The sequence below is a fragment of the Vibrio hangzhouensis genome, assembly GCF_900107935.1.
Taxonomy (GTDB): Bacteria; Pseudomonadota; Gammaproteobacteria; order Enterobacterales; family Vibrionaceae; genus Vibrio; species Vibrio hangzhouensis.
In genome coordinates this window covers 25,283-48,759 of sequence record NZ_FNVG01000023.1, presented here as the reverse complement: position 1 = coordinate 48,759, position 23,477 = coordinate 25,283, and the positions used below count along the sequence as shown (strand labels likewise).

The window sequence follows — 23,477 nt, the reverse complement described above, 5'->3', positions numbered from 1 at the left end:
GACTGATTCAACCTTCGGTTTATCCGGGCATTTTTAGTTGCATCTCTGGCAATGAAGCGCGAATCGCGCGCTTTCTTCTCACCACCCACCAGATCAAGCCGCCAATAATGATCAAAGCTATATTCCCTACCGCAATCGCAACCATTGCGTTGAATCTCACTTTCTGTCTGTGGGCGAGAACCTGTGCTTCCTGCTCTGCTTTCTTTCTTGCTTCACGTGCAGCCGCTTGCATTTTCTCTGCACTTTCAAGGTCAATGGCCCCCACAACGCTGAAAGTACGCTCTGGCAAGTCAAACACTAAGGCTCTATTCGTAACCGCTTCCGTGGCATAAACGTGCCCCTTCCAGTAATAGGTTCCCATCTGGTGTAAATCCTGAAACTCTGACGTTACCTCAGTGGTGCCTGCTCGCGCCTGTTGCTGAACTACTAGTTCAGAGTCATCCGGAGAGCGAAGTGAGATTGAGGTTGCAAGACTGCCTTCTTCTATTGTCGCCGGCTCACCACGTATGATGATTTGATGCGGTTCGGATTCATCGCCTTGAAAGAAACGAGAGACAATTGGAGTTGGATAAATAAAGACTTCTTGTTCCAGTGCTCTCAGAAACACACCATTACCCGTCGTAATACGCACATGGTATTTGCCCGGTTCGATGGCGATAGGCAACTCAACGGTAAAAATTCCATCCCCTGAGCGCTCATCCAGACCTTGACCATCATCCAAGAATTCTCCAATAACAATAGGAACCGGTTTGACCTTGCTGTTGGCCACCTCTTGCTGTTCAAGATAACGTGTGACCACCACCCTCAAGTTAACCCGGTCGAGAATATTTTCAACAATCAACGGTTCATTATCCGTCATTAATCTGGCGGTAAATTTGAGTTTTTCACCCTGATAAATACGTTGTGGCAGGGTATCTGCCTGTAAAGAAAGCTGCGAAATAATCTGAATATTATTCTTGGGCGTGACCTTACCAATCGCCTGCCAAGGTCCGGGCATAGGATGCTCAATGGAAATGACATCTACCGTAGGCTCTTCAATCCAATTCACATTTTCAGGGTGACGCCAAGCGTAGTACTTTTTGCCATCGGGGCGAACCAGCGTCACCGGCTTGGAGTTATCTTCCCGATACACCAGAAAGGTAATACGCTCTACCGTTTCATCAACACGAAAACGGTTATCAAGAAATGACATAGAGGATTCATTAGCAAACGCACCAACCATCAGCGACAACCACAAGGCTATCGCAAGTATTATCCTCTGCATGTTTCTCTCCTACTGGCGCCAGAGACAACTGCCACCTTTTTCGACGATATCTAAACGCGCATTATGCGCTTCTAATTCATCGGCAGACGCATGCAAAACCTTTAATGATTTTCTGGCAGTTGTGAGGCGCTTAATAGTTTCACCGCCGGAATCGTCGCCTTCCGATTGTCCGGCGTTGAACTGCATTGATGTCTGACCACCCGTCATGGCCAGATAAACATCTGCCAGAATCTCAGCATCGAGCAATGCCCCGTGGAGCACACGCGCTGATGTATCTATCGTGTAGTGTTTTGCCAATGAATCGAGGTTCTTTCTCGCCGGCATATTTGGCATCCGCTTTGCCATGACCAGCGTATCGGTTACCTTGCAGTATTGCTCCGTTTTACCAATGGCTCCATTCAACATACCGAACTCATGGTCCATAAACCCGACGTCGAAGGGCGCGTTGTGAGCCACAAGCTCGGCCCCTTTGATGAACTCGAGAAACTCGTCATGAACCTGTTTATAGACGGGTTTGTCCAGTAAGAACTCATCGGTAATACCGTGAACCTCAATAGCATCAGGCTGAATCGCCATGTCAGGTTTCAGATAAACATGGAAGTGGCGCCCCGTCAGCTTACGGTTGATGATTTCCACCGCACCAATTTCGATGATACGGTGACCCATGTAGTGCGGTCCGCCCTCTCTATTCATACCGGTAGTTTCGGTATCGAGCACGACAATTCTGCGTTGTTCTGGATTGTGACTGGTATTCATGGCGTTATGTATGTCAGACTATGTAGATAAACTCACTGAGCTACATAGTATCAAATCATGACGAAGCAGGTTGAAATTTTCACAGATGGTTCTTGTTTGGGTAATCCGGGGCCTGGCGGCTATGGGATCGTTCTACGTTACAAACAGAATGAGAAAACTCTCGCTAAGGGCTATACACTAACGACCAATAACCGAATGGAAATGCTGGCGACAATCGTTGCTCTACAAGCACTTAAAGAGTCCTGCCATGTAATCCTGACAACCGATAGTCAATATGTTCGCCAAGGCATTACACAGTGGATCCACAACTGGAAAAAACGCGGTTGGAAAACGGCGGATAAGAAGCCAGTTAAAAATGCGGACTTATGGAAAGCCCTAGACACGGAAACACAACGTCATCAAATAGACTGGCATTGGGTGAAAGGCCATGCAGGACACCGTGAAAACGAAATGTGCGATGAATTGGCTCGTGCTGCTGCTGAAAACCCAACAGAAGAAGATACAGGTTACCAGCCGAGTTAGTCTCGTTTCCTGAGCGACAGCGCCTAATTTAGGCGCTATTTTTCTTTACTGCGGTACGATAGCTAACGCTTGCTGGAGTGAGTCTCTTCTTCAAATGCCAGTGTGGCTTCAAAGGCTTAAGTGGATAGGTTCGTTTTCTGGCCACAATAAAATACAGACTTCCCATCGGCGAAGCCCAATCGCCAATACTATTCTCCAGCCAGGTCCACATGGTCCGGTATCGTTTCATTGGGAACAATGCATAGGTATCAGAATGGACCACCTGATAATTAAGCACACCTAACCAATCTTTAATTCGATTCGGCGTAAACATACGCCCACTCCAGGGAAAGTTGTTTTTTCTCCATGGCATCAGACTCGCCAACCCTGTAAAGCTCATGGGATTGAAGCCAGTGATAATGATATAACCATCATCAATCATCACCCTGTCCACTTCACGTAGCAATCGATGAGGATCTTCTGCGTATTCCAGTTGATGAGACAACACTACCGCGTCGAAACTCTTCTCCAGGAATGGTAATTCATAGCGGTCAGCGATAACATTATGCAGAGGGTTTTTAGAATCAAGGTGCACTTGGTGTTGGATGTTACAGTTGCAACTAGTAAGTTCGCAACTCAGTCCACCAAGCTTTAACATATGATAGCCGAAAAGTTTAGGGCACCATTCGTCGAGTCTGGTTTGAATAGACTCAGAGACCCACTGACCATTAGCAAGTTCTTCCCAGGAGTGGGGATGATCGACTTTTTTCTTGCTGCGTGCTGGCTTCATATACGCGCTCTCTCCCAAACAGGACTGGAGAAACAACCATGTTACATATCAAAAGCATACCTGCATTTAACGATAATTACATCTGGCTAATTCAAAATAACCAGAACTTATGCGCCGTTGTAGACCCGGGAGACGCAGAACCTGTTATTGAGTATCTGGACCAACATCAATTGGAGCTGGTCACTATTTTGGTCACTCACCACCACTGGGATCATACGGGTGGCATAAAACAGTTGGTAGAAAAATATCCGTCAATCACGGTTGTAGGCCCAGACAACACCAACATCGAGCACCTCACTCATACAGTAGCTGAAGGGCATAGAATTAATTTGTTTAATGAAGAGTTCCTGGTATTAAATCTACCTGGGCACACACTTGACCACATTGGTTATGTGGGAGACGGCAAGCTGTTTTGTGGGGATGTTCTGTTCTCTGCAGGCTGTGGTCGCATCTTTGAAGGCACCGCTGAGCAGATGTACAACTCTCTACAAAAACTGACTCTGCTACCCGAAGAAACCGAGGTCTACTGCACACATGAATATACCTTGAGCAATCTCGCTTTTGCCATGGCAGTTGAACCTCATAACGTGTTTCTTCACGAGTACAGAGACGAAGCGAACCAAAAACGAGCCAAAGGACTGCCAACACTGCCTACATCCATATCCGTAGAAAAACGCATCAATCCGTTTTTGAGAACCACACAAGCTGAAATTGTGAGCTCAGTAGCAAACCGAACTGTCAATAATGACCCTTTATCAACTTTTGCAGCATTACGTGAGTGGAAAAACGAATTTTAACGTTTTGCTGCTTGTTTGGCCTAGGTGGTATTAGTATTATGCCAAATCGTTCACGTAAGAGGTTGTAGCAAACACAATGCATAAGAAATACAGTTGGGCATTAGCCCTGTTGCTGGCAGGGTGCCAACTCACTCAGCCAGAAACAAGCAGCACCACAACAGAGCCAACTAACTCTCCTGCAGAAACAGCGACAACTAAAACAACAACGCCCGTTTCCGTTGACACTCCTGACACTCAACCCGCGCCGAAAGTGCTCACGCCTCAAGAACAAGAGGACGTATGGCAGCGAATCGCAATGCAGCTTGAAATGGAGATACCTGACAACGCGAAGGTAGATTACTATCGCAAGTGGTATATCAAGCACCCGCATCACCTAAAAACGGTCTCTGAACGTGCAAAACCTTTTCTATACCTAATTACTGAAGAGATTGAAGCCCGGGAACTTCCACTCGAACTTGCCCTTCTGCCTATCGTCGAAAGTTCCTTTGATGCTTTCGCCTACTCGCACGGCAGCGCCGCAGGTTTATGGCAGTTTGTTCCGGCAACCGGAAAAGCATTCGGACTGGATCAAACCTATTGGTATGACGGCCGTCGTGATGTAACAGCATCCACACAGGCTGCACTCGACTACCTGACCCAGTTAAACAACCGATTTGACGGTAACTGGAATCATGCTATTGCGGCCTATAACAGTGGTGGTGGACGAGTTTCCAGCGCTATTCGTAAAAACCGCAAAGCTGGTAAACCCATCGACTTTTTCTCTCTGGATCTACCAAAAGAAACCAGTGGTTACGTCCCTAAACTGCTCGCTCTGGCCGACATACTGGCAAACAAAGAAAAGTATGGTGTCGACATTCCGCCGATTCCAAACCAGCCAGCCCTTGAGTTAGTCGATCCCAATGAGCAGCTCGACCTGGCTATTGCGGCTAAATATGCTGGCATATCGGTAAAAGAGCTTCAGAGCTATAACCCAGCCTACAATCAATGGGCGACAGCCCCTGATGGACCACAAACGCTTCTGTTGCCTATTGGCAGCCTTGACCAGTTCCGTACTGAACTGGAACAAAATCGTGGTAAAGGCATGCGACTGGTCAGATACAAAGTCAAATCTGGCGACTCTCTCAGTGTGATTGCTCAGCGACATCAAACAACGACCAAAGTCATTCGTAGTGCTAATGGCCTGAACAATAACAATATTCGTGCTGGCCAATATCTGCTCGTTCCTACATCAACCAAAGATGAATCCACTTACGCTCTGAGCGCATCGAATCGTCTCGCCAAAACTCAGTCAACCTCGCGGGGTAATTACAAAGTTACTCACACCGTAAAAAGCGGCGATAGCTTGTGGACGATAGCCAGAGCGAATAAGGTGTCCCATCAGTCTCTGGCAAAATGGAACGGCATGGGTCCAAGAGACACGCTTCGTGTAGGACAAGAACTGGTCATCTGGAAAAACGCCAGCGACGGCGCCATTATCCGTACCGTGTTTTACTCAGTGCGAAGCGGCGATACCATCAGCGGCATTGCGCAAAGATTTAAAGTGCGCACCAGTGATGTCGTAAAATGGAACGATCTTCAGAATCAGAAGTATCTGAAGCCAGGACAAAAACTGAAACTGTATGTGGATGTGACCAAAACCAGTGCTTAATCGCATCTGACTTTCCTGAAAAAAGCGGCCATTGGCCGCTTTTTGTTTGTTTATTTCTGGAGTGAAAACTCAGCCAACAATGGATTATGGTCGGATGCATCGGATTCTGGCACCGTAGCGGAAACAAAATCCATACCGCGATAAAAGATATGATCCAGTGGTAACCCAGTCATAAATCGCTTCCTTTTATCATCAGCAAACGGCACTTCTTCTATTTGGTATTTGGCCAGCGTCTGTTTAAGGACATTCAGACGAGCCTCACTCCAACTGTTGAAGTCCCCGGCAATCAGCAGTGGCCCACTATGACGCTCCAGCACCTGCCTGAAAGACTCCAACTGCTTTTTATACTCGTCTGTCCCCAGAGTGAAATTCACCGAATGAAGATTCACCGAGATCAGAGTCTGGCCATTGGAAAGTGCATACTCCGCGTAAAGCCCCGACTTAGGGAGGCGCAACCAGGGTTCCGTTTCCAAATTAGCACAGGCAATCGATGGCATACTTCGGCTCAGATTCAAGACACCCGCAGACACATCAAAGACTTTGAATGCACTCACTTGATTGCTTCCCCATTCTGAGCGCTGCAGCCAATCGAGAAATGCGTCGTCTAGGCTCGCCTCTTGTAATAGCACTAATTGACGGTCTTGAGAAAACCGGGCCAACTCCGTAAATAGATTGTCTCGGTTCTGCTTGTATATGTTCCATACCAACACATTGAGCGAGCCCCCTTCATCAAGAGGAAGCGGCTGCTCATTTTGGTAGCACTTTAACTCTGTCTGTACCTGGCTATTTTGGATTGAAGTAATTTGTGGTGTTTCCTGCACGCTGAACACGGCTTGAAAACCGCCTACTGTCATGCCGATCACAGCCAGACCCGCCACCATGATCCATTTCAACTTCATCGATCACACCCTATAGAAACGACAAAGGAGCAGTCACCCACTCCTTTGATAATTTGTTCATCTAAGCCTTTAGTTCAGGCTTAGATAGCATCTTCGTCTTCTTCACCCGTACGAATACGCACAACACGTTCGATATCAGTAATAAAGATCTTACCATCACCAATCTTACCCGTCTGGGCAGTTTCAATAATGGTTTCAACACACTGGTCAGCCACATCACTGGATACGACAATCTCAAGCTTTACCTTAGGCAAAAAATCAACCATGTATTCCGCACCGCGATATAACTCCGTGTGGCCTTTCTGACGACCAAAACCTTTCACTTCAGACACTGTCATACCTGTGATGCCCACTTCTGCTAACGCTTCACGCACGTCATCAAGTTTGAATGGTTTGATAATCGCTTCAATCTTTTTCATGTTCTTCCCTTACATCACATTGGTTAACGTCATTATCTGGCAGGCGACGCTAACAATCAACGAAAACAAAAAGCCCGAAGTTCATCCCCGGGCTTTTCGTCATATATTTATGTAACAACTATTTCAAGCTTGCGTAGTAGGCCGCTACATTCGCAATGTCTTCGTCGCTCAACATAGATGCTTGTGCTTGCATGACAGCCGCCAAGCCACCAGTACGCTCTTTGTTCTTGTAGGCCTTGATAGACGTCACCAGATACTGCTCATTCTGGCCTTTCAGGTTTGGGTATCCGGGGATTACAGCAACACCATCAGCGCCATGACACGCTGCACACACTGCTGCCTTGGCTTTACCCGCTGCAACGTCCGCCGCCATCGCTGTACCACTCAGTAAACCGGCCGCTAGCACGGCACCCATTACAACATTCTTCATTGCTTTACCTTCTCAATATATCCATATAGACCAGATTTTGTCTTTCACTGGCAATCCACGAAAACATTTCTGGCAGTTTATAATTGTTACGATTGTGACATGAAAACAGGTCACTTGTCCCATACGAGTTCACAATCTGAGCCATAAAATGCTTTATCTACAAATAAGTTACCTACAGCAACGACCATTCCCTGATGAAGAATAACCGGGATACGACGTCGTTCCCAACTTGGTACTTTGTATTCCTGATACAGTTTTTTAAGCTTTCGAGAGCCTATTCTGCCTTGCGGGTGCGCTGTCAGTCCCTGCGGGTTAAATACTACATCGACCCCTTTGGTCAACTTAGCATAATCAAGAGTCAGCTCGCTACTGACATTCGCTGGCTTAACAATTAACCTTCCCAGGTCATCTGGTAAAATCAGAGGCTGACGACATGTCCAACTCTTGTGCCAATTTACTACTTCCAGGCTCTCCCGAACCCAGTACAGCCTGTCCTGAAATCGTCTGACCGAACCTCCGGATAGTTTGACCTCCGGGTTGGCATCTCGCCTGGCCATGGCCACCTCCCGCCAAAGCTGCGTTAGCTGAACTTCGCTAGGCATGGTCTCAGCGTGCTTTGCGATCCAAAAGCGCAACAGCTGCTCCCGCTTCAATGAAGAACAGCGGCGCAGCGTGTCGATACAGAGCCCGGAAAACTCATCCAAACTGTTTTCCAACTCCGGGAGTAATAACTCTTCCAACAGTTGTTCCTGCTTGGCACACAATCGAGCACTACGACTCACCGACGTTGCAAAGCCTGGCCAACGCTGATTAATTTCCGGCAATATTGTTTGCCGTAAGAAGTTCCGGTCAAATCGGGTATCCTGATTACTTTCATCTTCCACCCAGCTCAGTTGTTCACTGACTGCAAACTGCTCAATCTCATCTCGGGTTACATTGAGTAACGGACGGACCAGTTTACCTGCTCCTAGAACCATCGATTCGGCCATCGATGAAAGTCCTTTAGGACCGCTTCCCCGCTTTAGGGCCAGTAAAAACGTTTCCGTTTGATCATCAAGGTGCTGGCCCGTCACCAGAATATCTGTGGGCAACAGATGTTTGCTCAAAGCCTGATATCGGGCCCGACGCGCCAGTTGCTCAATACTGTCACCATCAGAGGTATCTAAACAGACCCGTTCCGCCGCAAACGCAACCCCTTCCTGGTCAGCCCAATCGGCGCATTGCGTCAACCAAAGATCGGCGTTTGTACTCAGACCATGATGGACATGGACCGCTAACCCTTTTGCTGTTGTATTTTGCTGACAGTATTGTGACGTCAATCGTAACAGTACCCGGGAGTCAACACCGCCACTGAAGCCAACAACAATGCGTCCACCTTGAGGAAGGTGACGGTCGATAGCATGTGCGAAGCGTTGATAAAGCGCCATAGAAAGGTCCTGTAATGAGTAAAAAATAAGGCGAGCATAGTGCTCGCCTTATTATATAAATCATTTGCGTTTAGCAATAGCCATAACTCATCAAGCGCTGATAGCGACGCTCAAGTAAGTTGTCATTGTCTAGCTGGTCCAGCTCTTCAAGCTGACGCAACAGAGTTGCTTTCATGTTTGCCGCCATTTGAACGGTATCACGATGAGCGCCACCTAATGGCTCTTCAATGATTTGGTCGATCAAGTCCAACTCTTTAAGACGTGGGGCAATCAGGCCCATCGCTTCTGCCGCTTGTGGAGCTTTGTCTGAGTCACGCCAAAGGATCGACGCACAGCCTTCTGGAGAGATCACTGAATACGTAGAGTACTGAAGCATGTTGACATAATCACCAACACCGATAGCTAATGCGCCACCAGAACCACCTTCACCAACGACGTTACAAATCACAGGGACTTTCAGGCCTGCCATCACTTTCAGGTTCATTGCGATAGCTTCAGACTGGCCGCGCTCTTCAGCGCCAACACCCGGGTAAGCACCCGCTGTATCAATGAATGTGATGATTGGCATATTGAAACGCTCAGCCATTCGCATCAAACGCAGTGCTTTACGATAGCCTTCTGGTTTAGGCATACCAAAGTTGCGTTTTACTTTCTCTTTAGTTTCACGCCCTTTCTGGTGACCAATGATCATCACCGGACGGCCGTCAAGACGGGCCATGCCACCGACAATAGCCTTATCATCTGCGAAAGCACGATCACCTGCCAGCTCATCAAACTCCGTAAATACGTGCTCGATATAGTCCAGAGTGTAAGGACGCTGTGGGTGACGAGCAAGTTGTGCTACCTGCCATGCACCAAGATCACTAAAGATTTTCTTTTTAAGCTCTAAGCTTTTCTTCTCTAGTTGTTCAATTTCTTTATCCAGATCAATTGCACTGTCACCACCGTGACGTGAAACATCACGTAATGCTTCAATTTTTGCTTCTAATTCGGCAATTGGCTTTTCAAATTCAAGAAAGTTCAAGCTCATCTATGAATCCTTTTCGATTCAGCCCCAATTTGCTTATTCATGGGACTCAATTAGTTAAATTCGAGTTCAACCTGGTCTTTACCAAGTAACTGCTGTAATTCTTCCAGTAACGCATCATTTGGCGTTACGCGCCATTCTGTTCCCAACGTGAGTTTTGCTCTCGCGTCTGCACGCTGGTAGTAAATATTAACAGGAACTGTCCCGGCTTTGTGGGGAGTTAATATTTCTGTGAAGCGCTGGTAAAAACGCTCATCAATTTGTTGTTCTAATAGCGAAATTGACAGACCACGCGTAAACTTCTCGCGTGCACTACCTAAATCTAAAACTTCGCGGGCGGACATTTTAAGGCCACCATTGAAGTCATCAAAGCTGACCTGTCCAGAAACGACCACAATTTTATCTTTTTCTAGCAATTCAGCATATTTATCTAGCGCATCTGAGAACAGCATCACTTCCATACGACCACTGCGATCATCAAGTGTCATGATGCCGATACGAGTGCCACGTTTTGTTGTCATAACACGAGCTGCAATGACCAGACCGGCTACAGTCAGTGATTGATCTCGCCTGGTTGGTGTTGCGTCTTTTAATCGACAACTGGTGTACTTAGTAAGTTCCTTAAGATAGGCGTTTATTGGGTGCCCCGTCAAATAAAGACCCAATGTTTCCCGTTCACCTTCCAGCCAGACTTTTTCCGGCCACGCTGGAACCTGAGTATACTTGTGTTCCACCTCTTCAGGCGCATCGGTTAAGACACCAAACATGTCCGCCTGACCAAACGCTTCCGCCTGATGATGTTGACTGGCCGCTTTAACCGCATCGTTTAACGAGGCCATCAGTGCCGCCCGATGGGGGCCCAATCTGTCGAGCGCCCCGGCCATGATCAGTTTCTCTATCACTCGTTTATTGACTTTTTTAAGATCAATGCGTGCGCAGAAATCAAACAGATCACGGAAATAACCGTCTTTGTTGCGTGCCTCGATAATGGCATCAATTGGACCTTCACCTACCCCTTTGATGGCACCGATTCCGTATACAATCGCACCTTCCTCATTAACATTGAATCGATACAGACCCGCATTAATATCAGGTGGCAACACTTTGAGTTTCATACGGAAGCATTCATCGACAAGGCCGACCACCTTCTCCGTGTTATCCATATCCGCAGTCATTACCGCAGCCATAAACTCAGCCGGATAATGGGTTTTTAGCCACAGCGTCTGATAAGACACCAGAGCATAAGCAGCGGAGTGCGATTTGTTAAATCCGTAACCTGCGAATTTTTCCACCAGGTCGAAGATTTTCATGGCGAGCTCACCATCTACGCCATTGTTGATTGCCCCTTCTTCAAACACCGCACGCTGCTTCGCCATTTCTTCCGGTTTTTTCTTACCCATAGCGCGACGCAACATATCAGCACCACCCAGCGTATACCCTGCAAGGATCTGGGCGATCTGCATGACCTGCTCCTGGTAGAGAATGATGCCATAAGTAGGATCCAGGGTTTCTTTCAGCGATTCATGTTGCCAGGTTTCATCCGGATAAGAGATAGCCTCCCGGCCATGTTTACGGTCGATAAAGTTATCTACCATGCCCGATTGCAGCGGACCCGGACGGAACAGCGCCACCAATGCGATGATATCTTCGAAACAGTCAGGCTGAAGTCGCTTGATCAGCTCCTTCATGCCGCGGGATTCCAACTGGAACACCGCTGTGGTTTCTGAGTTTTGCAGTAACTGGAACGATGCAGTGTCATCAAGAGGGATAGATTCAATCCGCACTGGTGCTTTACCGTCTCGCTCAAGCCTCGGGTTAATCAATCCAAGCGCCCAGTCGATGATGGTCAGTGTACGCAGTCCTAAGAAGTCAAATTTAACCAGACCTGCCGTTTCTACATCGTTCTTATCAAATTGCGTAACCGGGAAGTGGCCTTCTGAGTCCGCATAAATAGGCGCAAAATCCGTTATGGTTGTCGGAGAAATAACCACGCCACCAGCGTGCTTACCCGCATTTCGCGTACAACCTTCGAGAATACGACACATATCAATGAGGTCACGAACTTCGTCATCCGCATCATAGAGCTGAGGCAACGCGGGCTCGGCCTTGAACGCTTTCTCTAGCGTCATCCCCGGATCAGGTGGAATCAGTTTAGAAATACGATCAACAAAACCAAACGGATGGCCCAACACCCGGCCAACATCGCGGATAACGGCTTTAGCTGCCATGGTACCAAAAGTGATGATCTGCGATACCGCGTCTCGGCCATACATTTCTGCCACGTGGTCAATCACCTGATCACGCTTATCCATACAGAAGTCGACATCGAAATCGGGCATCGATACACGTTCTGGGTTCAGGAATCGCTCAAACAGCAAGTCGTATTCTAACGGATCCAAATCCGTAATCTTCAGCGCATAGGCCACCAAGGATCCAGCACCAGAACCACGACCTGGACCGACCGGAATCGCATTGTCTTTCGACCACTGGATAAACTCCATTACGATCAGGAAGTAGCCCGGAAAGCCCATTTGGTTGATAACATCGAGCTCAATCTGTAAGCGCTCATCGTACTCCGGCCTGCGTTCAGCTCTGACTTGCTCATCGGGGAACAAAAACTCCAGACGGTCCTCAAGGCCCTCCTGAGATTTCATCACCAGAAAGTCAGTTTCTTTCATACCCTCGGTAGGGAATGCCGGCAGGAAGTATTCCCCCAACCTGACGGTAACGTTACAACGTTTGGCGATTTCCACCGAGTTTTGCAATGCTTCCGGAATGTCTGCAAACAACTCACACATTTCCGCTTCACTGCGCAGATACTGTTGCTCGCTGTACTTTTTGGGACGACGCGGATCATCCATTGTATAGCCATCGTGGATCGCAACCCGAATTTCATGGGCTTCGAATAGCTCTTTATCGACGAACACCACTTCGTTGGTCGCAACAACTGGTAGCGCTAATTCTTCTGCCAATTCGACGGCAAAATGCAAATAACTCTCTTCATCGGCACGACCCGTCCGAATCAACTCGATATAGAAGCGGTCAGGAAAATGAGTGTGATAGAACTGCGCACACTGGCGGGCTAAGGTTGAGTTACCTTTAAGCAGCGCTTTACCCACTTCACCATCTTTGGCACCAGAGAGAATAATCAGCCCCTCTGACAAATCAGCTAACCAGGTCTTATCTATCACGGGTTGGTGTTGAACATGTCCGCGCAGATACGCTTTAGAGATTAAAAGCGTGAGATTATTGTAGCCCTTGTTATCTGCCGCGAGCACAGTAATACGTGTCAGCTCTTCACCAAATTCTTCTGACTGCACCGCAAAATCAGCACCAATAATCGGCTTGACCCCTGCCGAATGTGCGTTGCCATAGAACTTCACCAAACCACACAGGTTAGTGAAATCGGTAAGCGCCATTGCAGGCATGCCCATTTCAGCCACTTTTTTGACCAAAGGTGGAACCTTGGACAGGCCGTCCACCATTGAGAAGTCACTGTGTACACGAAGGTGTATAAACTTGGGGTCTGACATATTAAATCCTAAATCGTCACGACAACTATATTTCGATAAATGTACGTTATTGTTCAAGACCTAAAGCGCGCTTTACGGGCTTGAAGCTTTTTCTGTGCTCAGCAATCACACCATGCTTTTCGATGGCTTCAAAGTGCGCTTTAGTCGGGTAACCTTTATGCTTAGCAAAGCCAAACTCAGGGTGCTGTTTATCCAGCTCTTCCATCTCGTGGTCCCGAACTACTTTAGCAATAATGGACGCAGCGCTGATCTCGGCAACACGAAGGTCACCTTTCACAACCGCCTGAGCATCCATCGATAATTGGGGGGTTCGATTACCATCAATAAGCACCAGATCCGGTTCAACACCTAACCCGGCAACAGCGCGCTGCATCGCGACCATCGTTGCCTGAAGAATATTGAGCTCATCAATTTCTTCCGGCGAACAGCGTCCAACCGCCCACGCCAGCGCCTTCTCTTTAATTTCTGGGTAGAGTGCCAAGCGCTTTTTTTCCGACAGTTTTTTGGAATCGTTCAGGCCCTCAATAGGGTTATTCGGATCGAGGATAACCGCAGCGGTGACCACATCTCCCACCAATGGACCGCGTCCCACCTCATCCACACCTGCAACTCGCAGATAACCTTGTGGGTACTCGAAAGGTGGAAGTTCTGTCACTGTTTTTTTTGTCGTCATAATCTATCTATCAGTTTTAGTACTGCTTCAGCAGCTTGCTTGTCGGCACCTTTGCGTATCCAGTGGTGCATTTCGGTGAATTTATCCAACATCGCTTTATTATCGCCAGACAGCAGCCTTGTTAATTCCGAATACAAGTTTTCTGCTGTACACGCTTCGAGCAAAAACTCTTTGACGATCTCGTCGTCAGCAAGGATATTGGGTAACGACACAAATTTAGTTTTCACCAAACGCTTGGCTAAAAAGGCCGTAATAGCATTCATTTTATAGCCTACGACCATTGGGCGTTTGAGCAACATGCACTCCAATGCTACCGTTCCGGATGCCAACAACACGGCATCTGACGCAGTGATGACGTTCCGAGCCGTATCCTCAACAATGTGAAACTCAAGTTCTGGTGCGAATGCTTTCCATGCCTCAATAAACTGCTGTTTGCGCTTATCATTTACAGCCGCAACTACAAAACCCAACGTCGGATCGTCTTTGTGTAATTTAACGCATGTTTCAATAAATGGCTGAGACAACATTTTCAGTTCATTGCCTCTGCTGCCGGGCAATACCGCCAGCCATTTTCTGTCTAATTCAAGCCCTAGGAGCTCTCTAGCCGGACGCTGTGCTGACTCAAGAGGAATGGCATCGGCTAAGGTATGGCCGATAAACTCACACGGCACGTTGAATTTATCATAGAATGCTTTTTCAAACGGTAGGAAAGCCAGCACCAAATTGGTGGCCTCAGCGATACCGTAAATGCGCTTCTGACGCCAAGCCCATACCGATGGGCTGACATAATGAACGGTTTTCGTCCCGGCTTTCTTAAGATCGAGCTCCAAGCGCAAATTAAAATCCGGAGCGTCTATGCCGACAAAGACATCTACAGGATTGCTAGTGAAATATTTGACCAGTTCCGCTTTGACATGTAACAAGCGTCTCAAGCGCCCAAGGACTTCAACCAGCCCCATAACCGCGAGTTCTTCCATGTCAAACAGAGATTCACAGCCCTGAGCTATCATCTTAGGTCCACCAATGCCGACGAACTCTGCATTCGGGTATTTCTCTTTGACCGCTTTGATAAAGCCTTCGCCTAACGTATCACCGGACAGTTCTCCAGCGACAACGCCGATGCGCAGTGGTCTTTCCATCACTAATCCCTACTCCCAAAGAAAATGTCGATTACCATAAAACAGAAAAAGATCGCCAGTAGATTAGCGATCTTTTTTAAGCCCAGCCAGCATGCGTTAGCGGATGATGCCACGCTCGGAGTTTTCCAAAATCTCAACAAAGCGCTGCACCGAATTCCACTCTTGCGCCATTTCTTCTAGCACAGGCTTCACCTCAGCAAGTGTCTTACCTGAGCGGTAAATCTCTTTGTATGCCTTTTGAAGCGCTCTTAATTCAGGCTTCTCAAAACCATTACGTTTCAAACCGACCAAGTTAAGGCCAAACGGCGTCGCATGGTTTCCCTGAGCGAGGACATAAGGTGGTACATCTTGTACGACCGCTGAACAGCCGCCTACGTAGGCATATGCGCCAACGGTGCAGAATGGGTGTATGGCAGACAATGCCATAACACCGGCATAATCATCCACAGTCACATGGCCACCCAGAATGGAGTTATTACCGATGTGAGTATGATTGCCAACAATGACATCGTGAGCGATATGAGCATTCACGCAAAGCAGGTTGTCGTCTCCAACCACAGTCTGTGCCTTATCTTGCACTGTACCACGGTGAATCTGCACGCTTTCGCGAATCACATTACGATCACCAACAACAACGCTGGTGTCTTCGCCACCATACTTTTTGTCCTGGTTTTCTTCACCAATGACGGCCTGTGGGAACACGCGGTTGTCATCACCAATGGTGGTTTTACCTTTGATCACAACATGAGACATGATCTCGTTGTTGTTACCAATGGTCACATCTCCGGAGATATAGGTAAATGGACCCACAGTGGTATTGGCACCGATAGTCACGTTACCTTCGATAACGGCACTAGGGTGAATTTTTGCTGTTTCATGAATCATATTAAAACTCTCGGCGAGCACACTTTAGCTCTGCGGAACAAACAACTTCGCCGTCCACTTTCGCCACACCATTGAAAGCAGCGATGCCACGGCGCTCTTTAACAAATTCAACTTCGATGATCAGTTGATCACCCGGCACCACTGGCTTACGGAATTTTGCCTTGTCGACACTAGCAAAATAGTAAAGCTCGTTGCCTTTTGGAGCGCCAAATGATTTGAATGCCAGAAGACCTGTCGCCTGTGCCATTGCTTCCAGAATCAACACACCTGGGAATACAGGCAGTTGCGGAAAGTGACCTGTAAATTGAGGCTCATTCACCGATACATTTTTGATAGCGGTCAGATACTTTTCTTCTTGATAATCGGTAACGCGATCGATCAGCAGAAACGGGTAGCGATGAGGAAGCAGTTCCTGGATCTCTGTGATTGTCATGGTTTTTGTATCAGTGCTCAAAGTAAAAATCCTATATTCATTCTTTTCTAATTAGAGGCATTATATACCCAAATGCCACATGGTGTCAGTTCACGGGATCGGAAGCTGTACCCAAAAACTGGATTGACACACATAAAAAGACTCGCCTTTGGCGAGCCTTCTCCATAAGCAAAGAGGGTTAGTCTTCTTTTTGCTCTAACAGCTTCTCAACTGCTTTCAGGCGCTTGTTCATTTCGTCAATTCGGTGAACACGAGTGGCTGTCTTGCGCCACTCTTTGTTGGTCTGCAGAGGGATGCCCGAAGAGTAGATGCCTTTCTCTGGCAGACTTCTCATCACCATACCCATGCCCGTCACCACGACACCATCGGCAATTTCAATGTGCCCGTTCAGAACACTTGCCCCACCAATTTGGCAGTACTTGCCAATTTTGGTACTGCCAGCAACAATAGTACCACCAGCCATGGCGGTGCCATATCCGATGTGCACGTTATGCGCAATCTGCATCTGGTTATCGATGATGACATTGTCTTCGATGATCGTGTCATCCAGTGCACCCCTGTCAATCGTTGTACAGGCACCAATCTCTACACGATTACCAATCCTGACCGTGCCAAGCTGAGGGATCTTGATCCATTCACCTTTTTCATTAGCATAACCAAAACCGTCTGAACCTATCACGGTACTCGATTGCACCAGGCAATCGCTACCAATCACAACATCATGATAAATAGATACGTTCGCCCAAAGTTTGGTGTTATTGCCCAATCGAGCGCCTTTGCCGATAAAACAACCGGCACCGACAATCACGTTATCACCCAGTTGTGCACCGGATTCAATAACAGCATTGGCACCCACGGAAACGTTATTGCCTAACTGAGCGTCAGAAGCAATTGTTGCGCTCGGTGCAATGCCTGACTGCGCTGGAGCCGGTGTCGTATCCAGCGCCTGTGCCACCTTCGCATACGCTACATAAGGGTCGGCTACAACTAAGGCATTGGTTTTACAGTGCTCTAGTTCAGAAGCTTTCACCATAATTGCCGAGGCCATGCACTCCCCGAGGTGTTTGGCGTACTTTACGTTGGTAAGGAAGGTGATTTCCCCCTCACCAGCGCGATCCATCGGAGCCACTGTATGAATACGAGTATTTCCGTCTCCATGCAGTTGTCCACCCGTGATTTCGGCAAGCTGCGCTAACGTCAATGCTGTCATTTTTGTCCTACTCGATTGCTATTTACTTAAGTGAGTCGATGACTTTTTGAGAGATGTTGTACTCTTCTTTCGCATAACCAACCGCCTGAATGTCGATGATCATGTCGTAGCCTTCTTTCGTCGCCACTTTTTCAACAGCTTGTTGAATGGTTTTGAAGAGTTTTTGTTTCTCTTCCGCTTCGCGACGCTGGCTCTCTTTCTCTAGCGCCTGGCCTTTGATCTTGTACTTGCTATCAAGCTGGCCAATTTCGATACGCAGTTTTTCAATTTCTTCCGTACCTAATAGCTCGCCATCACGCTGTAGCTTTTCCATTTTCTTTGCAGCTTCTGCCTGAATGGCCTGCAGTTCAGCCGCCTTGTCTTTAAATTCGTTTTGCAGTTTTTGAAGCGTTGCTTCACGTTGCGGAAGCGCTTGGAAAACTTGCAGCGTGTTTACATAGCCAATTTTCTGCGCCGCCTCTGCCGCATTTGCAAACAGTGAAGAGGTTAGGATAACCAGGCCAAGTCCAGCCGCTTTCATCATATTTTTCAAGGTCGATTCCTCTGTTGATATAGAAACGTAAGTCGTTCCCGATAAAGTTAGAAAGTATTACCAATCGTGAATGTGAAGGTTTCTGTTTTATCACCTTCAAATTTCTTAACTGGGGTGGCAAGTGAGAACACAAGTGGGCCCATTGGGGACATCCATTGTACTGCTACACCTACCGATGCTCGGTAATTCGACGGATCCGAGTAATCGTAATAGTACTGTTTACCAGGCATGTTAGGGTCTGGTGAAACATAGGTAAACTCTGTATCCCACAAGCTTGCCGCGTCCATAAACAAGCTGGTACGGATCTGGTTTCGGAACTCGTCCGAAGCAAATGGCGTTGGCACAATTAACTCGACACTCGCCAGTGCAACTGCATTACCACCGACCGACTGATCCGTTGCAGAGTAACACGGGTTATTGCCGCCGATGTTACCACAACCGCCGCCGTTCGGGTCATTGTAGACCGCTTTCGGACCTACGGAGTTCTGACGGAAACCACGCAGTGTTGAGAAACCACCCACATAGAAGTTTTCATAGAATGGTAGCAAGTTATCATTGCCGTTAGTCTGGCCATAACCATTTCCATAACCCAAGCGGCCTTTCAACAATAACGTAAAACTGTGACTTTCGGTAATCGGGAAGTACTGTCTGACATCGTATTGCGTCTTAAAGTATTGAACATCCGATCCAGGAACCGTCATCTTGTAATACACTTTTTGATGGTTACCGGCTGTTGGAAAACGCCCCCGGTTAAGGTTATTACGAGTCCAGGCGGCTGTGACATGGAAATCATCGGTGATCAGGTTGCCTTCTGCATCGCGGTTTTTCTCTTGCGCTTGCAGGAACTTCTCAATCTGGACGTATTCTTTGATGTTACCTAAGCGACTATGGGTGTAACCACCACCAAACTCAACATAGTTCAGTTCGTCAACCGGGAAACCCCAAGTCAGCGTACCGCCATAACTTTGGTCGGTATAGTCAATAATACCTGCTTTTGACGCTTCAAATTCGTTGTAGAATATCTGACCACCCAGACTGACACCATCTAGGTTCCAGTACGGATCGCGATAATCTAATGTAATGTTCTTCTGATATTTGTTGGTCATTGCACTGATACCGACACGGTTACCAGAGCCCGCAAAGTTATCTTGCTGCAAACCAACCTGGAAACTGACTCCGGATTCAGTACCATAACCGACACCAAAGTTAACGCTACCTGAGTTGGCCTCTTTGACATCATAAACCAGATCAACCTGATCATCGGTGCCTGGAACACGAACAGTCTGGACATCGACTGTCTCAAAGAAGCCAAGTCGGTTCAGACGGTTCTTACCCGTTTCGATCGCTTTTGAATTTAACCAGCTCGATTCCATCTGACGCATTTCGCGACGAAGCACTTCATCCTTGGTGGAGTTGTTGCCTGTAAAACGAATATCGCGCACATAGATACGGTTACCCGCTTCTACATTAATGACCAGAGAAACTTGATTGTTTTCGTCGTCAAACTCAGGAATGGTGCGTACTTGTGGATAGGCATAACCTGATTCACCAAGTATGCGTTTGATGTTTTCTTCCAGTGCGGTCACGCTTGAACCATTATAGGTATCGCCACTTTCAAACGGTACCATCGATTCAAACTCGTCCTGCTTGCCAATCAATTGGCCCCGGAAGTTCACATCCTTAACGGTATACGCTTCGCCTTCATCCAAACCGAGTGTGATGTATACACCTTTTTTATCAGGAGAAATCGATACTTGCGTGGTATCGACTTTAAACTTCAGATAACCACGGTCAAGGTAGTAAGACTTGAGGGCTTCAATATCACCAGCAAGTACTTGTTTCTGGTACTTATCATCCGCCAGAAAGTTCCACCATGCCACATCAACATTGAGGTTAAAGCGTGATAACAGCTCAGCATCATCAAACACTTTATTACCGATAAAGTTAATTTGCTTGATCTTCGCTGAGACCCCTTCCGTGAATACAAACTTCAGATCGGCACGGTTACGCGGTAAGGGTGTCACCACGGCCTGTACTTTTGCGTTGTACTTACCCACGCTGTAGTAGAAGTCTTCTAAGCCCTTTTCAATATTGCTTAATGTCGTGCGATCTAACGCTTCACCAACAATCACACCCGAAGCATCAAGGTTTTGCTGAAGTTGTTCTTCTTTGATCGCTTTGTTGCCTGAAAAGGAGATACTCGCGATAGTCGGACGTTCTTTCACCCGAACGACTAACGCATCCTGATCACGAAGCACTTTGATGTCTTCAAAGTTACCCGATTGGTAGAGAGCATTGATGATCTCTGAGACATCTTTGCTGCCTACCGAATCACCAATACGTACAGGCATCTTTAACAGCGCTGCACCCAGTGCAACCCTTTGTAAACCTTCGATTCGAATGTCCTGTACAACAAAATCCTCAGCCCCATTCGCCGACACACTGGTCGCTAGTAGAGATGCGAATAGAATATGCTTAATCGCCATACCTGCTCTAATTAATCCTTGCTAATACTGCTGCCTAAACTCTGATATCAAAGGCGTGTAAAATCATTAAAAATTGCTATCAGCATCAATGAGAGAATAATTGCCCCTCCCAATCGATAGCCCATATCTTGTACTTTTTCTGGGACGGGTTTTCGAGTTACCGCTTCAATGGCAAAGAACAGCAGATGCCCACCGTCCAGCATCGGCAGTGGAACCAGGTTAATAATGCCCAAGTTCACACTGATTAAAGCCAGAAAACCTAAGAAATAAACCAGTCCGAAGTCTGCTGTTGCTCCTGCCCCCTGGGCAATAGAGATTGGGCCACTTAGGTTATTTAGTCCCACATCACCGACAATCAGTTTTTTCAGCATAGAAAGCGTTAGCTCTATAATCTGACCGGTTTTAACGATCGCCTGACCCACTGCTTCGACCGGCCCATACTGAAGATCAAAGCGATGACTTTCTGGCCACTCGCCGATTTCAGGCGCTATCCCGGCGAAACCGATCGTCGAGCCGTCACGAAGCTTTCGAGTATCAGGTGTCAAAGTCACATCCGTAGACTGACCGTCTCTTTGCACCGTCATCAAAAACGGGTTACTTGGGTTAGCCTGAATCGCATCGACCACTTGCTGCCACTCTTGAACGGGTTGCCTATCGATAGCAACAATGGTATCCCCAACTAACAACCCAGCCTCGGCACCTGCGCCACCGTCACTGATATTAACCAGCGTCAACTTGATGTCAGGGGAGTATGGCTGAAAACCAAGCGTCCCCATAGCAGACTCTATTTCCGGGTTAAAGTTCCAGCCAGACAAGTCAAATGTTAATTTTTTATCCGTTCCTATTTGGCTATCTGATGAAACTGTGACCGTCATTTGATTATCACCAATATGCGATATCAAACCCAGATTCACCGATTCCCACTCCAGAGTGGTCGTGCCATCGATCGATTTGATTTCCATTCCGGGCACCAAACCTGCTTCTGCAGCGATAGAGTGGGGAGTCACCTCACCAACCACGGGTTTGACCGCAGGCACGCCAATCAAGAAGACCAACCAATAAGCAAAAATCGCAAACAAGAAGTTAAACGCCGGCCCTGCCCCTACAATAGCGGTTCTTTTCCAAAGCGGCTTTTTATCAAATGCATACTTGTGATCAGCTTCAGAGACTTGATCGACGCGACTATCCAGCATCTTGACATAGCCACCCAACGGGATAACCGACACGCTGTACTCAGTCCCATCTTTACCGATCTTCGACCATATCGACCTGCCAAAGCCAATAGAGAATTTCTCAACGTAGACGCCACACTTACGCGCCACCCAAAAGTGGCCAAATTCGTGTACGGCTACCAGAACTCCTAAAGCAACGATAAATGATGCAAAGTTCCATAAAATATTGGTCATAAAGCAATGTCTCTCGCTAAATCGAGCGCACTATTTCGAGTGCATAGTTTCGAGCCATTCTATCTAGCTCCAGAATACTTTCCAAGTTATCTAATTGTTTAAATTCATTTGCCGAACACACTTTCGACATAACTCGCTCATTTACTGCACTAATATCAGTAAAGCGGATTTTTTCCGTTAGGAAAGCCTCTACGGCAATTTCGTTAGCGGCATTAATGGCCGTTGTCGCATGCTGCCCCTCAAAACAAGCTTCAATCGCCAGAGCCAAACATGGATAACGACTGTAATCCGGCTCTAGGAAAGTCAGCTCACTGAGCTTGGTGAAATCCAGAGGCTCGACCCCGGCAGGTATACGACCAGGGTAAGACATAGAATAAGCAATAGGCGTGGCCATATCCGGCAGTCCCATTTGAGCAATCACCGAGCCATCATTGTACTGCACCATAGAGTGGATAACGGACTGTGGATGAATGATGACCTTAAGCTGCTCTCGCGAAGTGTTAAATAACCAGCGAGCCTCAATGAACTCTAGCCCTTTATTCATCATTGTGGCCGAATCAACGGAGATTTTTGGTCCCATTGACCAGTTCGGGTGTGCAATCGCCTGCGCGGGCGTAACCGAAGCAAGCTCTGAAACATCAGTATATCGGAACGGACCACCCGACCCGGTAAGGAGAATATGGTTTATTCCGGCTTCCGCCAGCTGACAGTGCCCCAAACTGGTTTGAATATGGGCAGGCAGACATTGAAATATGGCATTGTGTTCACTGTCCACTGGAAGCAGTTCTGCACCTGACTCTGAGACGGCATCCATAAAAAGCTGGCCAGACATCACCAAGGCTTCTTTATTGGCGAGCAGTACACGTTTACCAGCCTTCACCGCCGCTAATGTTGGTAACAGACCGGCAGCACCAACGATCGCCGCCATCACCAAATCAACCTTTGGAGAGGCCGACACCGCACACATGGCGTCTTGACCAAACAGCACTTCTGTTTTGCAGCCAAGCGGCAATTGCTGCTGTAGTCGTCGGGCATCGACTTCTTCGTTCAGTACCGCGAACTTGGGTTGCCAGCGGATACAGAGTTCAGCCATTTTTTGGACATTCTTACCACCAACTAATGCATGAATCGTAAACAGTGAGGGATTTTCAGCGACAACTTTGAGGGTGCTTGCACCAATAGAACCAGTAGCGCCTAGAATGGTCAGATTTTGCATGCTATT

General features: G+C 47.5%; 21 protein-coding genes. 3 read left to right on the top strand and 18 right to left on the bottom strand.

Annotated elements, in window-relative coordinates:
- Nucleotides 1–19 precede the first annotated feature (19 nt).
- Nucleotides 20–1,264 carry a TIGR03503 family protein gene (locus C4S60_RS18650; RefSeq protein WP_103881850.1) on the bottom strand — a complete coding sequence of 415 codons (1,245 nt, stop codon included), beginning with the start codon at nucleotides 1,262–1,264 and terminating at the stop codon, nucleotides 20–22.
- A gap of 9 nt (nucleotides 1,265–1,273) precedes the next feature.
- Nucleotides 1,274–2,020 (bottom strand): DNA polymerase III subunit epsilon, encoded by a 747-nt coding sequence (dnaQ, locus tag C4S60_RS18645; protein WP_103881849.1) that lies wholly within the window; start codon nucleotides 2,018–2,020, stop codon nucleotides 1,274–1,276.
- A 57-nt stretch (nucleotides 2,021–2,077) separates the two neighbouring features.
- Between dnaQ and rnhA the strand changes: the two genes are divergently transcribed.
- Entirely contained in the window at nucleotides 2,078–2,542 is a 465-nt protein-coding gene (gene rnhA, locus C4S60_RS18640; protein ID WP_103881848.1) for a ribonuclease HI, read from the top strand.
- A 28-nt stretch (nucleotides 2,543–2,570) separates the two neighbouring features.
- Here rnhA and C4S60_RS18635 read toward each other — a convergent pair whose 3' ends face one another.
- Nucleotides 2,571–3,311 carry a class I SAM-dependent methyltransferase gene (locus C4S60_RS18635; protein WP_103881847.1) on the bottom strand — a complete coding sequence of 247 codons (741 nt, stop codon included), beginning with the start codon at nucleotides 3,309–3,311 and terminating at the stop codon, nucleotides 2,571–2,573.
- Nucleotides 3,312–3,349: 38 nt separating this feature from the next.
- On the opposite strand from C4S60_RS18635, the gene gloB reads away from it, so the two are divergent.
- Together gloB and C4S60_RS18625 are read left to right on the top strand one after the other, a co-directional pair.
- Entirely contained in the window at nucleotides 3,350–4,108 is a 759-nt protein-coding gene (gloB, locus tag C4S60_RS18630) for a hydroxyacylglutathione hydrolase (RefSeq protein ID WP_103881846.1), read from the top strand.
- 76 nt (nucleotides 4,109–4,184) lie between these two features.
- Complete coding sequence (locus C4S60_RS18625) at nucleotides 4,185–5,756, top strand: LysM peptidoglycan-binding domain-containing protein (RefSeq protein WP_103881845.1); 1,572 nt, start codon at nucleotides 4,185–4,187, stop codon at nucleotides 5,754–5,756.
- A 50-nt stretch (nucleotides 5,757–5,806) separates the two neighbouring features.
- On the opposite strand, the gene C4S60_RS18620 is transcribed toward C4S60_RS18625, so the two are convergent.
- The 15 genes from C4S60_RS18620 to ispC all read right to left on the bottom strand — a co-directional run bounded on the left by C4S60_RS18620 (nucleotide 5,807) and on the right by ispC (nucleotide 23,471).
- The gene (locus tag C4S60_RS18620) at nucleotides 5,807–6,655 is read right to left on the bottom strand and encodes an endonuclease/exonuclease/phosphatase family protein (RefSeq protein WP_103881844.1); all 849 of its coding nucleotides are present in this window, start codon (nucleotides 6,653–6,655) and stop codon (nucleotides 5,807–5,809) included.
- Between the two features lie 80 nt (nucleotides 6,656–6,735).
- Nucleotides 6,736–7,074 (bottom strand): nitrogen regulatory protein P-II, encoded by a 339-nt coding sequence (gene glnB, locus C4S60_RS18615; protein WP_031495634.1) that lies wholly within the window; start codon nucleotides 7,072–7,074, stop codon nucleotides 6,736–6,738.
- 118 nt (nucleotides 7,075–7,192) lie between these two features.
- Nucleotides 7,193–7,504: a c-type cytochrome gene (locus tag C4S60_RS18610; protein ID WP_103881843.1), complete on the bottom strand. Its 312-nt coding sequence runs from the start codon at nucleotides 7,502–7,504 to the stop codon at nucleotides 7,193–7,195.
- A 110-nt stretch (nucleotides 7,505–7,614) separates the two neighbouring features.
- Nucleotides 7,615–8,931, bottom strand: coding sequence for a tRNA lysidine(34) synthetase TilS (gene tilS / locus C4S60_RS18605; protein WP_103881842.1), 1,317 nt, complete (start codon nucleotides 8,929–8,931; stop codon nucleotides 7,615–7,617).
- 70 nt (nucleotides 8,932–9,001) lie between these two features.
- On the bottom strand, nucleotides 9,002–9,961 hold the full coding sequence (gene accA / locus C4S60_RS18600; protein WP_103881841.1) for an acetyl-CoA carboxylase carboxyl transferase subunit alpha: 960 nt from the start codon (nucleotides 9,959–9,961) through the stop codon (nucleotides 9,002–9,004).
- A 50-nt stretch (nucleotides 9,962–10,011) separates the two neighbouring features.
- Nucleotides 10,012–13,491, bottom strand: a complete 3,480-nt coding sequence (gene dnaE, locus C4S60_RS18595; protein ID WP_103881840.1) for a DNA polymerase III subunit alpha — start codon at nucleotides 13,489–13,491, stop codon at nucleotides 10,012–10,014.
- Between the two features lie 46 nt (nucleotides 13,492–13,537).
- A complete protein-coding gene (gene rnhB / locus C4S60_RS18590; protein ID WP_103881839.1) occupies nucleotides 13,538–14,164 on the bottom strand; it encodes a ribonuclease HII in 627 nt (208 codons plus the stop codon).
- Complete coding sequence (gene lpxB, locus C4S60_RS18585) at nucleotides 14,161–15,303, bottom strand: lipid-A-disaccharide synthase (RefSeq protein ID WP_103881838.1); 1,143 nt, start codon at nucleotides 15,301–15,303, stop codon at nucleotides 14,161–14,163. Before lpxB ends, rnhB begins: the two co-directional genes overlap by 4 nt.
- A 96-nt stretch (nucleotides 15,304–15,399) precedes the next feature.
- Nucleotides 15,400–16,188 (bottom strand): acyl-ACP--UDP-N-acetylglucosamine O-acyltransferase, encoded by a 789-nt coding sequence (gene lpxA / locus C4S60_RS18580; RefSeq protein ID WP_103881837.1) that lies wholly within the window; start codon nucleotides 16,186–16,188, stop codon nucleotides 15,400–15,402.
- Between the two features lies 1 nt (nucleotide 16,189).
- Nucleotides 16,190–16,621 (bottom strand): 3-hydroxyacyl-ACP dehydratase FabZ, encoded by a 432-nt coding sequence (fabZ, locus tag C4S60_RS18575; RefSeq protein ID WP_425275144.1) that lies wholly within the window; start codon nucleotides 16,619–16,621, stop codon nucleotides 16,190–16,192.
- 178 nt (nucleotides 16,622–16,799) lie between these two features.
- Nucleotides 16,800–17,831 carry a UDP-3-O-(3-hydroxymyristoyl)glucosamine N-acyltransferase gene (gene lpxD / locus C4S60_RS18570; protein ID WP_103881835.1) on the bottom strand — a complete coding sequence of 344 codons (1,032 nt, stop codon included), beginning with the start codon at nucleotides 17,829–17,831 and terminating at the stop codon, nucleotides 16,800–16,802.
- A gap of 22 nt (nucleotides 17,832–17,853) precedes the next feature.
- Nucleotides 17,854–18,354, bottom strand: a complete 501-nt coding sequence (locus C4S60_RS18565; protein ID WP_208623288.1) for an OmpH family outer membrane protein — start codon at nucleotides 18,352–18,354, stop codon at nucleotides 17,854–17,856.
- Nucleotides 18,355–18,410: 56 nt separating this feature from the next.
- Nucleotides 18,411–20,849, bottom strand: a complete 2,439-nt coding sequence (gene bamA, locus C4S60_RS18560) for an outer membrane protein assembly factor BamA (protein WP_103881833.1) — start codon at nucleotides 20,847–20,849, stop codon at nucleotides 18,411–18,413.
- A 47-nt stretch (nucleotides 20,850–20,896) separates the two neighbouring features.
- The gene (gene rseP, locus C4S60_RS18555) at nucleotides 20,897–22,255 is read right to left on the bottom strand and encodes a sigma E protease regulator RseP (RefSeq protein WP_103881832.1); all 1,359 of its coding nucleotides are present in this window, start codon (nucleotides 22,253–22,255) and stop codon (nucleotides 20,897–20,899) included.
- A gap of 16 nt (nucleotides 22,256–22,271) precedes the next feature.
- Nucleotides 22,272–23,471 (bottom strand): 1-deoxy-D-xylulose-5-phosphate reductoisomerase, encoded by a 1,200-nt coding sequence (ispC, locus tag C4S60_RS18550; RefSeq protein WP_103881831.1) that lies wholly within the window; start codon nucleotides 23,469–23,471, stop codon nucleotides 22,272–22,274.
- Nucleotides 23,472–23,477 lie beyond the last annotated feature (6 nt).

Coding starts and splice junctions, on each gene's coding strand:
- C4S60_RS18650 (WP_103881850.1), bottom strand. CDS start 1,264: ATGCAGAGGATAATACTTGCGATAGCCTTGTGGTTGTCGCTGATGGTT.
- dnaQ (WP_103881849.1), bottom strand. CDS start 2,020: ATGAATACCAGTCACAATCCAGAACAACGCAGAATTGTCGTGCTCGAT.
- rnhA (WP_103881848.1), top strand. CDS start 2,078: ATGACGAAGCAGGTTGAAATTTTCACAGATGGTTCTTGTTTGGGTAAT.
- C4S60_RS18635 (WP_103881847.1), bottom strand. CDS start 3,311: ATGAAGCCAGCACGCAGCAAGAAAAAAGTCGATCATCCCCACTCCTGG.
- gloB (WP_103881846.1), top strand. CDS start 3,350: ATGTTACATATCAAAAGCATACCTGCATTTAACGATAATTACATCTGG.
- C4S60_RS18625 (WP_103881845.1), top strand. CDS start 4,185: ATGCATAAGAAATACAGTTGGGCATTAGCCCTGTTGCTGGCAGGGTGC.
- C4S60_RS18620 (WP_103881844.1), bottom strand. CDS start 6,655: ATGAAGTTGAAATGGATCATGGTGGCGGGTCTGGCTGTGATCGGCATG.
- glnB (WP_031495634.1), bottom strand. CDS start 7,074: ATGAAAAAGATTGAAGCGATTATCAAACCATTCAAACTTGATGACGTG.
- C4S60_RS18610 (WP_103881843.1), bottom strand. CDS start 7,504: ATGAAGAATGTTGTAATGGGTGCCGTGCTAGCGGCCGGTTTACTGAGT.
- tilS (WP_103881842.1), bottom strand. CDS start 8,931: ATGGCGCTTTATCAACGCTTCGCACATGCTATCGACCGTCACCTTCCT.
- accA (WP_103881841.1), bottom strand. CDS start 9,961: ATGAGCTTGAACTTTCTTGAATTTGAAAAGCCAATTGCCGAATTAGAA.
- dnaE (WP_103881840.1), bottom strand. CDS start 13,491: ATGTCAGACCCCAAGTTTATACACCTTCGTGTACACAGTGACTTCTCA.
- rnhB (WP_103881839.1), bottom strand. CDS start 14,164: ATGACGACAAAAAAAACAGTGACAGAACTTCCACCTTTCGAGTACCCA.
- lpxB (WP_103881838.1), bottom strand. CDS start 15,303: ATGGAAAGACCACTGCGCATCGGCGTTGTCGCTGGAGAACTGTCCGGT.
- lpxA (WP_103881837.1), bottom strand. CDS start 16,188: ATGATTCATGAAACAGCAAAAATTCACCCTAGTGCCGTTATCGAAGGT.
- fabZ (WP_425275144.1), bottom strand. CDS start 16,621: ATGACAATCACAGAGATCCAGGAACTGCTTCCTCATCGCTACCCGTTT.
- lpxD (WP_103881835.1), bottom strand. CDS start 17,831: ATGACAGCATTGACGTTAGCGCAGCTTGCCGAAATCACGGGTGGACAA.
- C4S60_RS18565 (WP_208623288.1), bottom strand. CDS start 18,354: ATGATGAAAGCGGCTGGACTTGGCCTGGTTATCCTAACCTCTTCACTG.
- bamA (WP_103881833.1), bottom strand. CDS start 20,849: ATGGCGATTAAGCATATTCTATTCGCATCTCTACTAGCGACCAGTGTG.
- rseP (WP_103881832.1), bottom strand. CDS start 22,255: ATGACCAATATTTTATGGAACTTTGCATCATTTATCGTTGCTTTAGGA.
- ispC (WP_103881831.1), bottom strand. CDS start 23,471: ATGCAAAATCTGACCATTCTAGGCGCTACTGGTTCTATTGGTGCAAGC.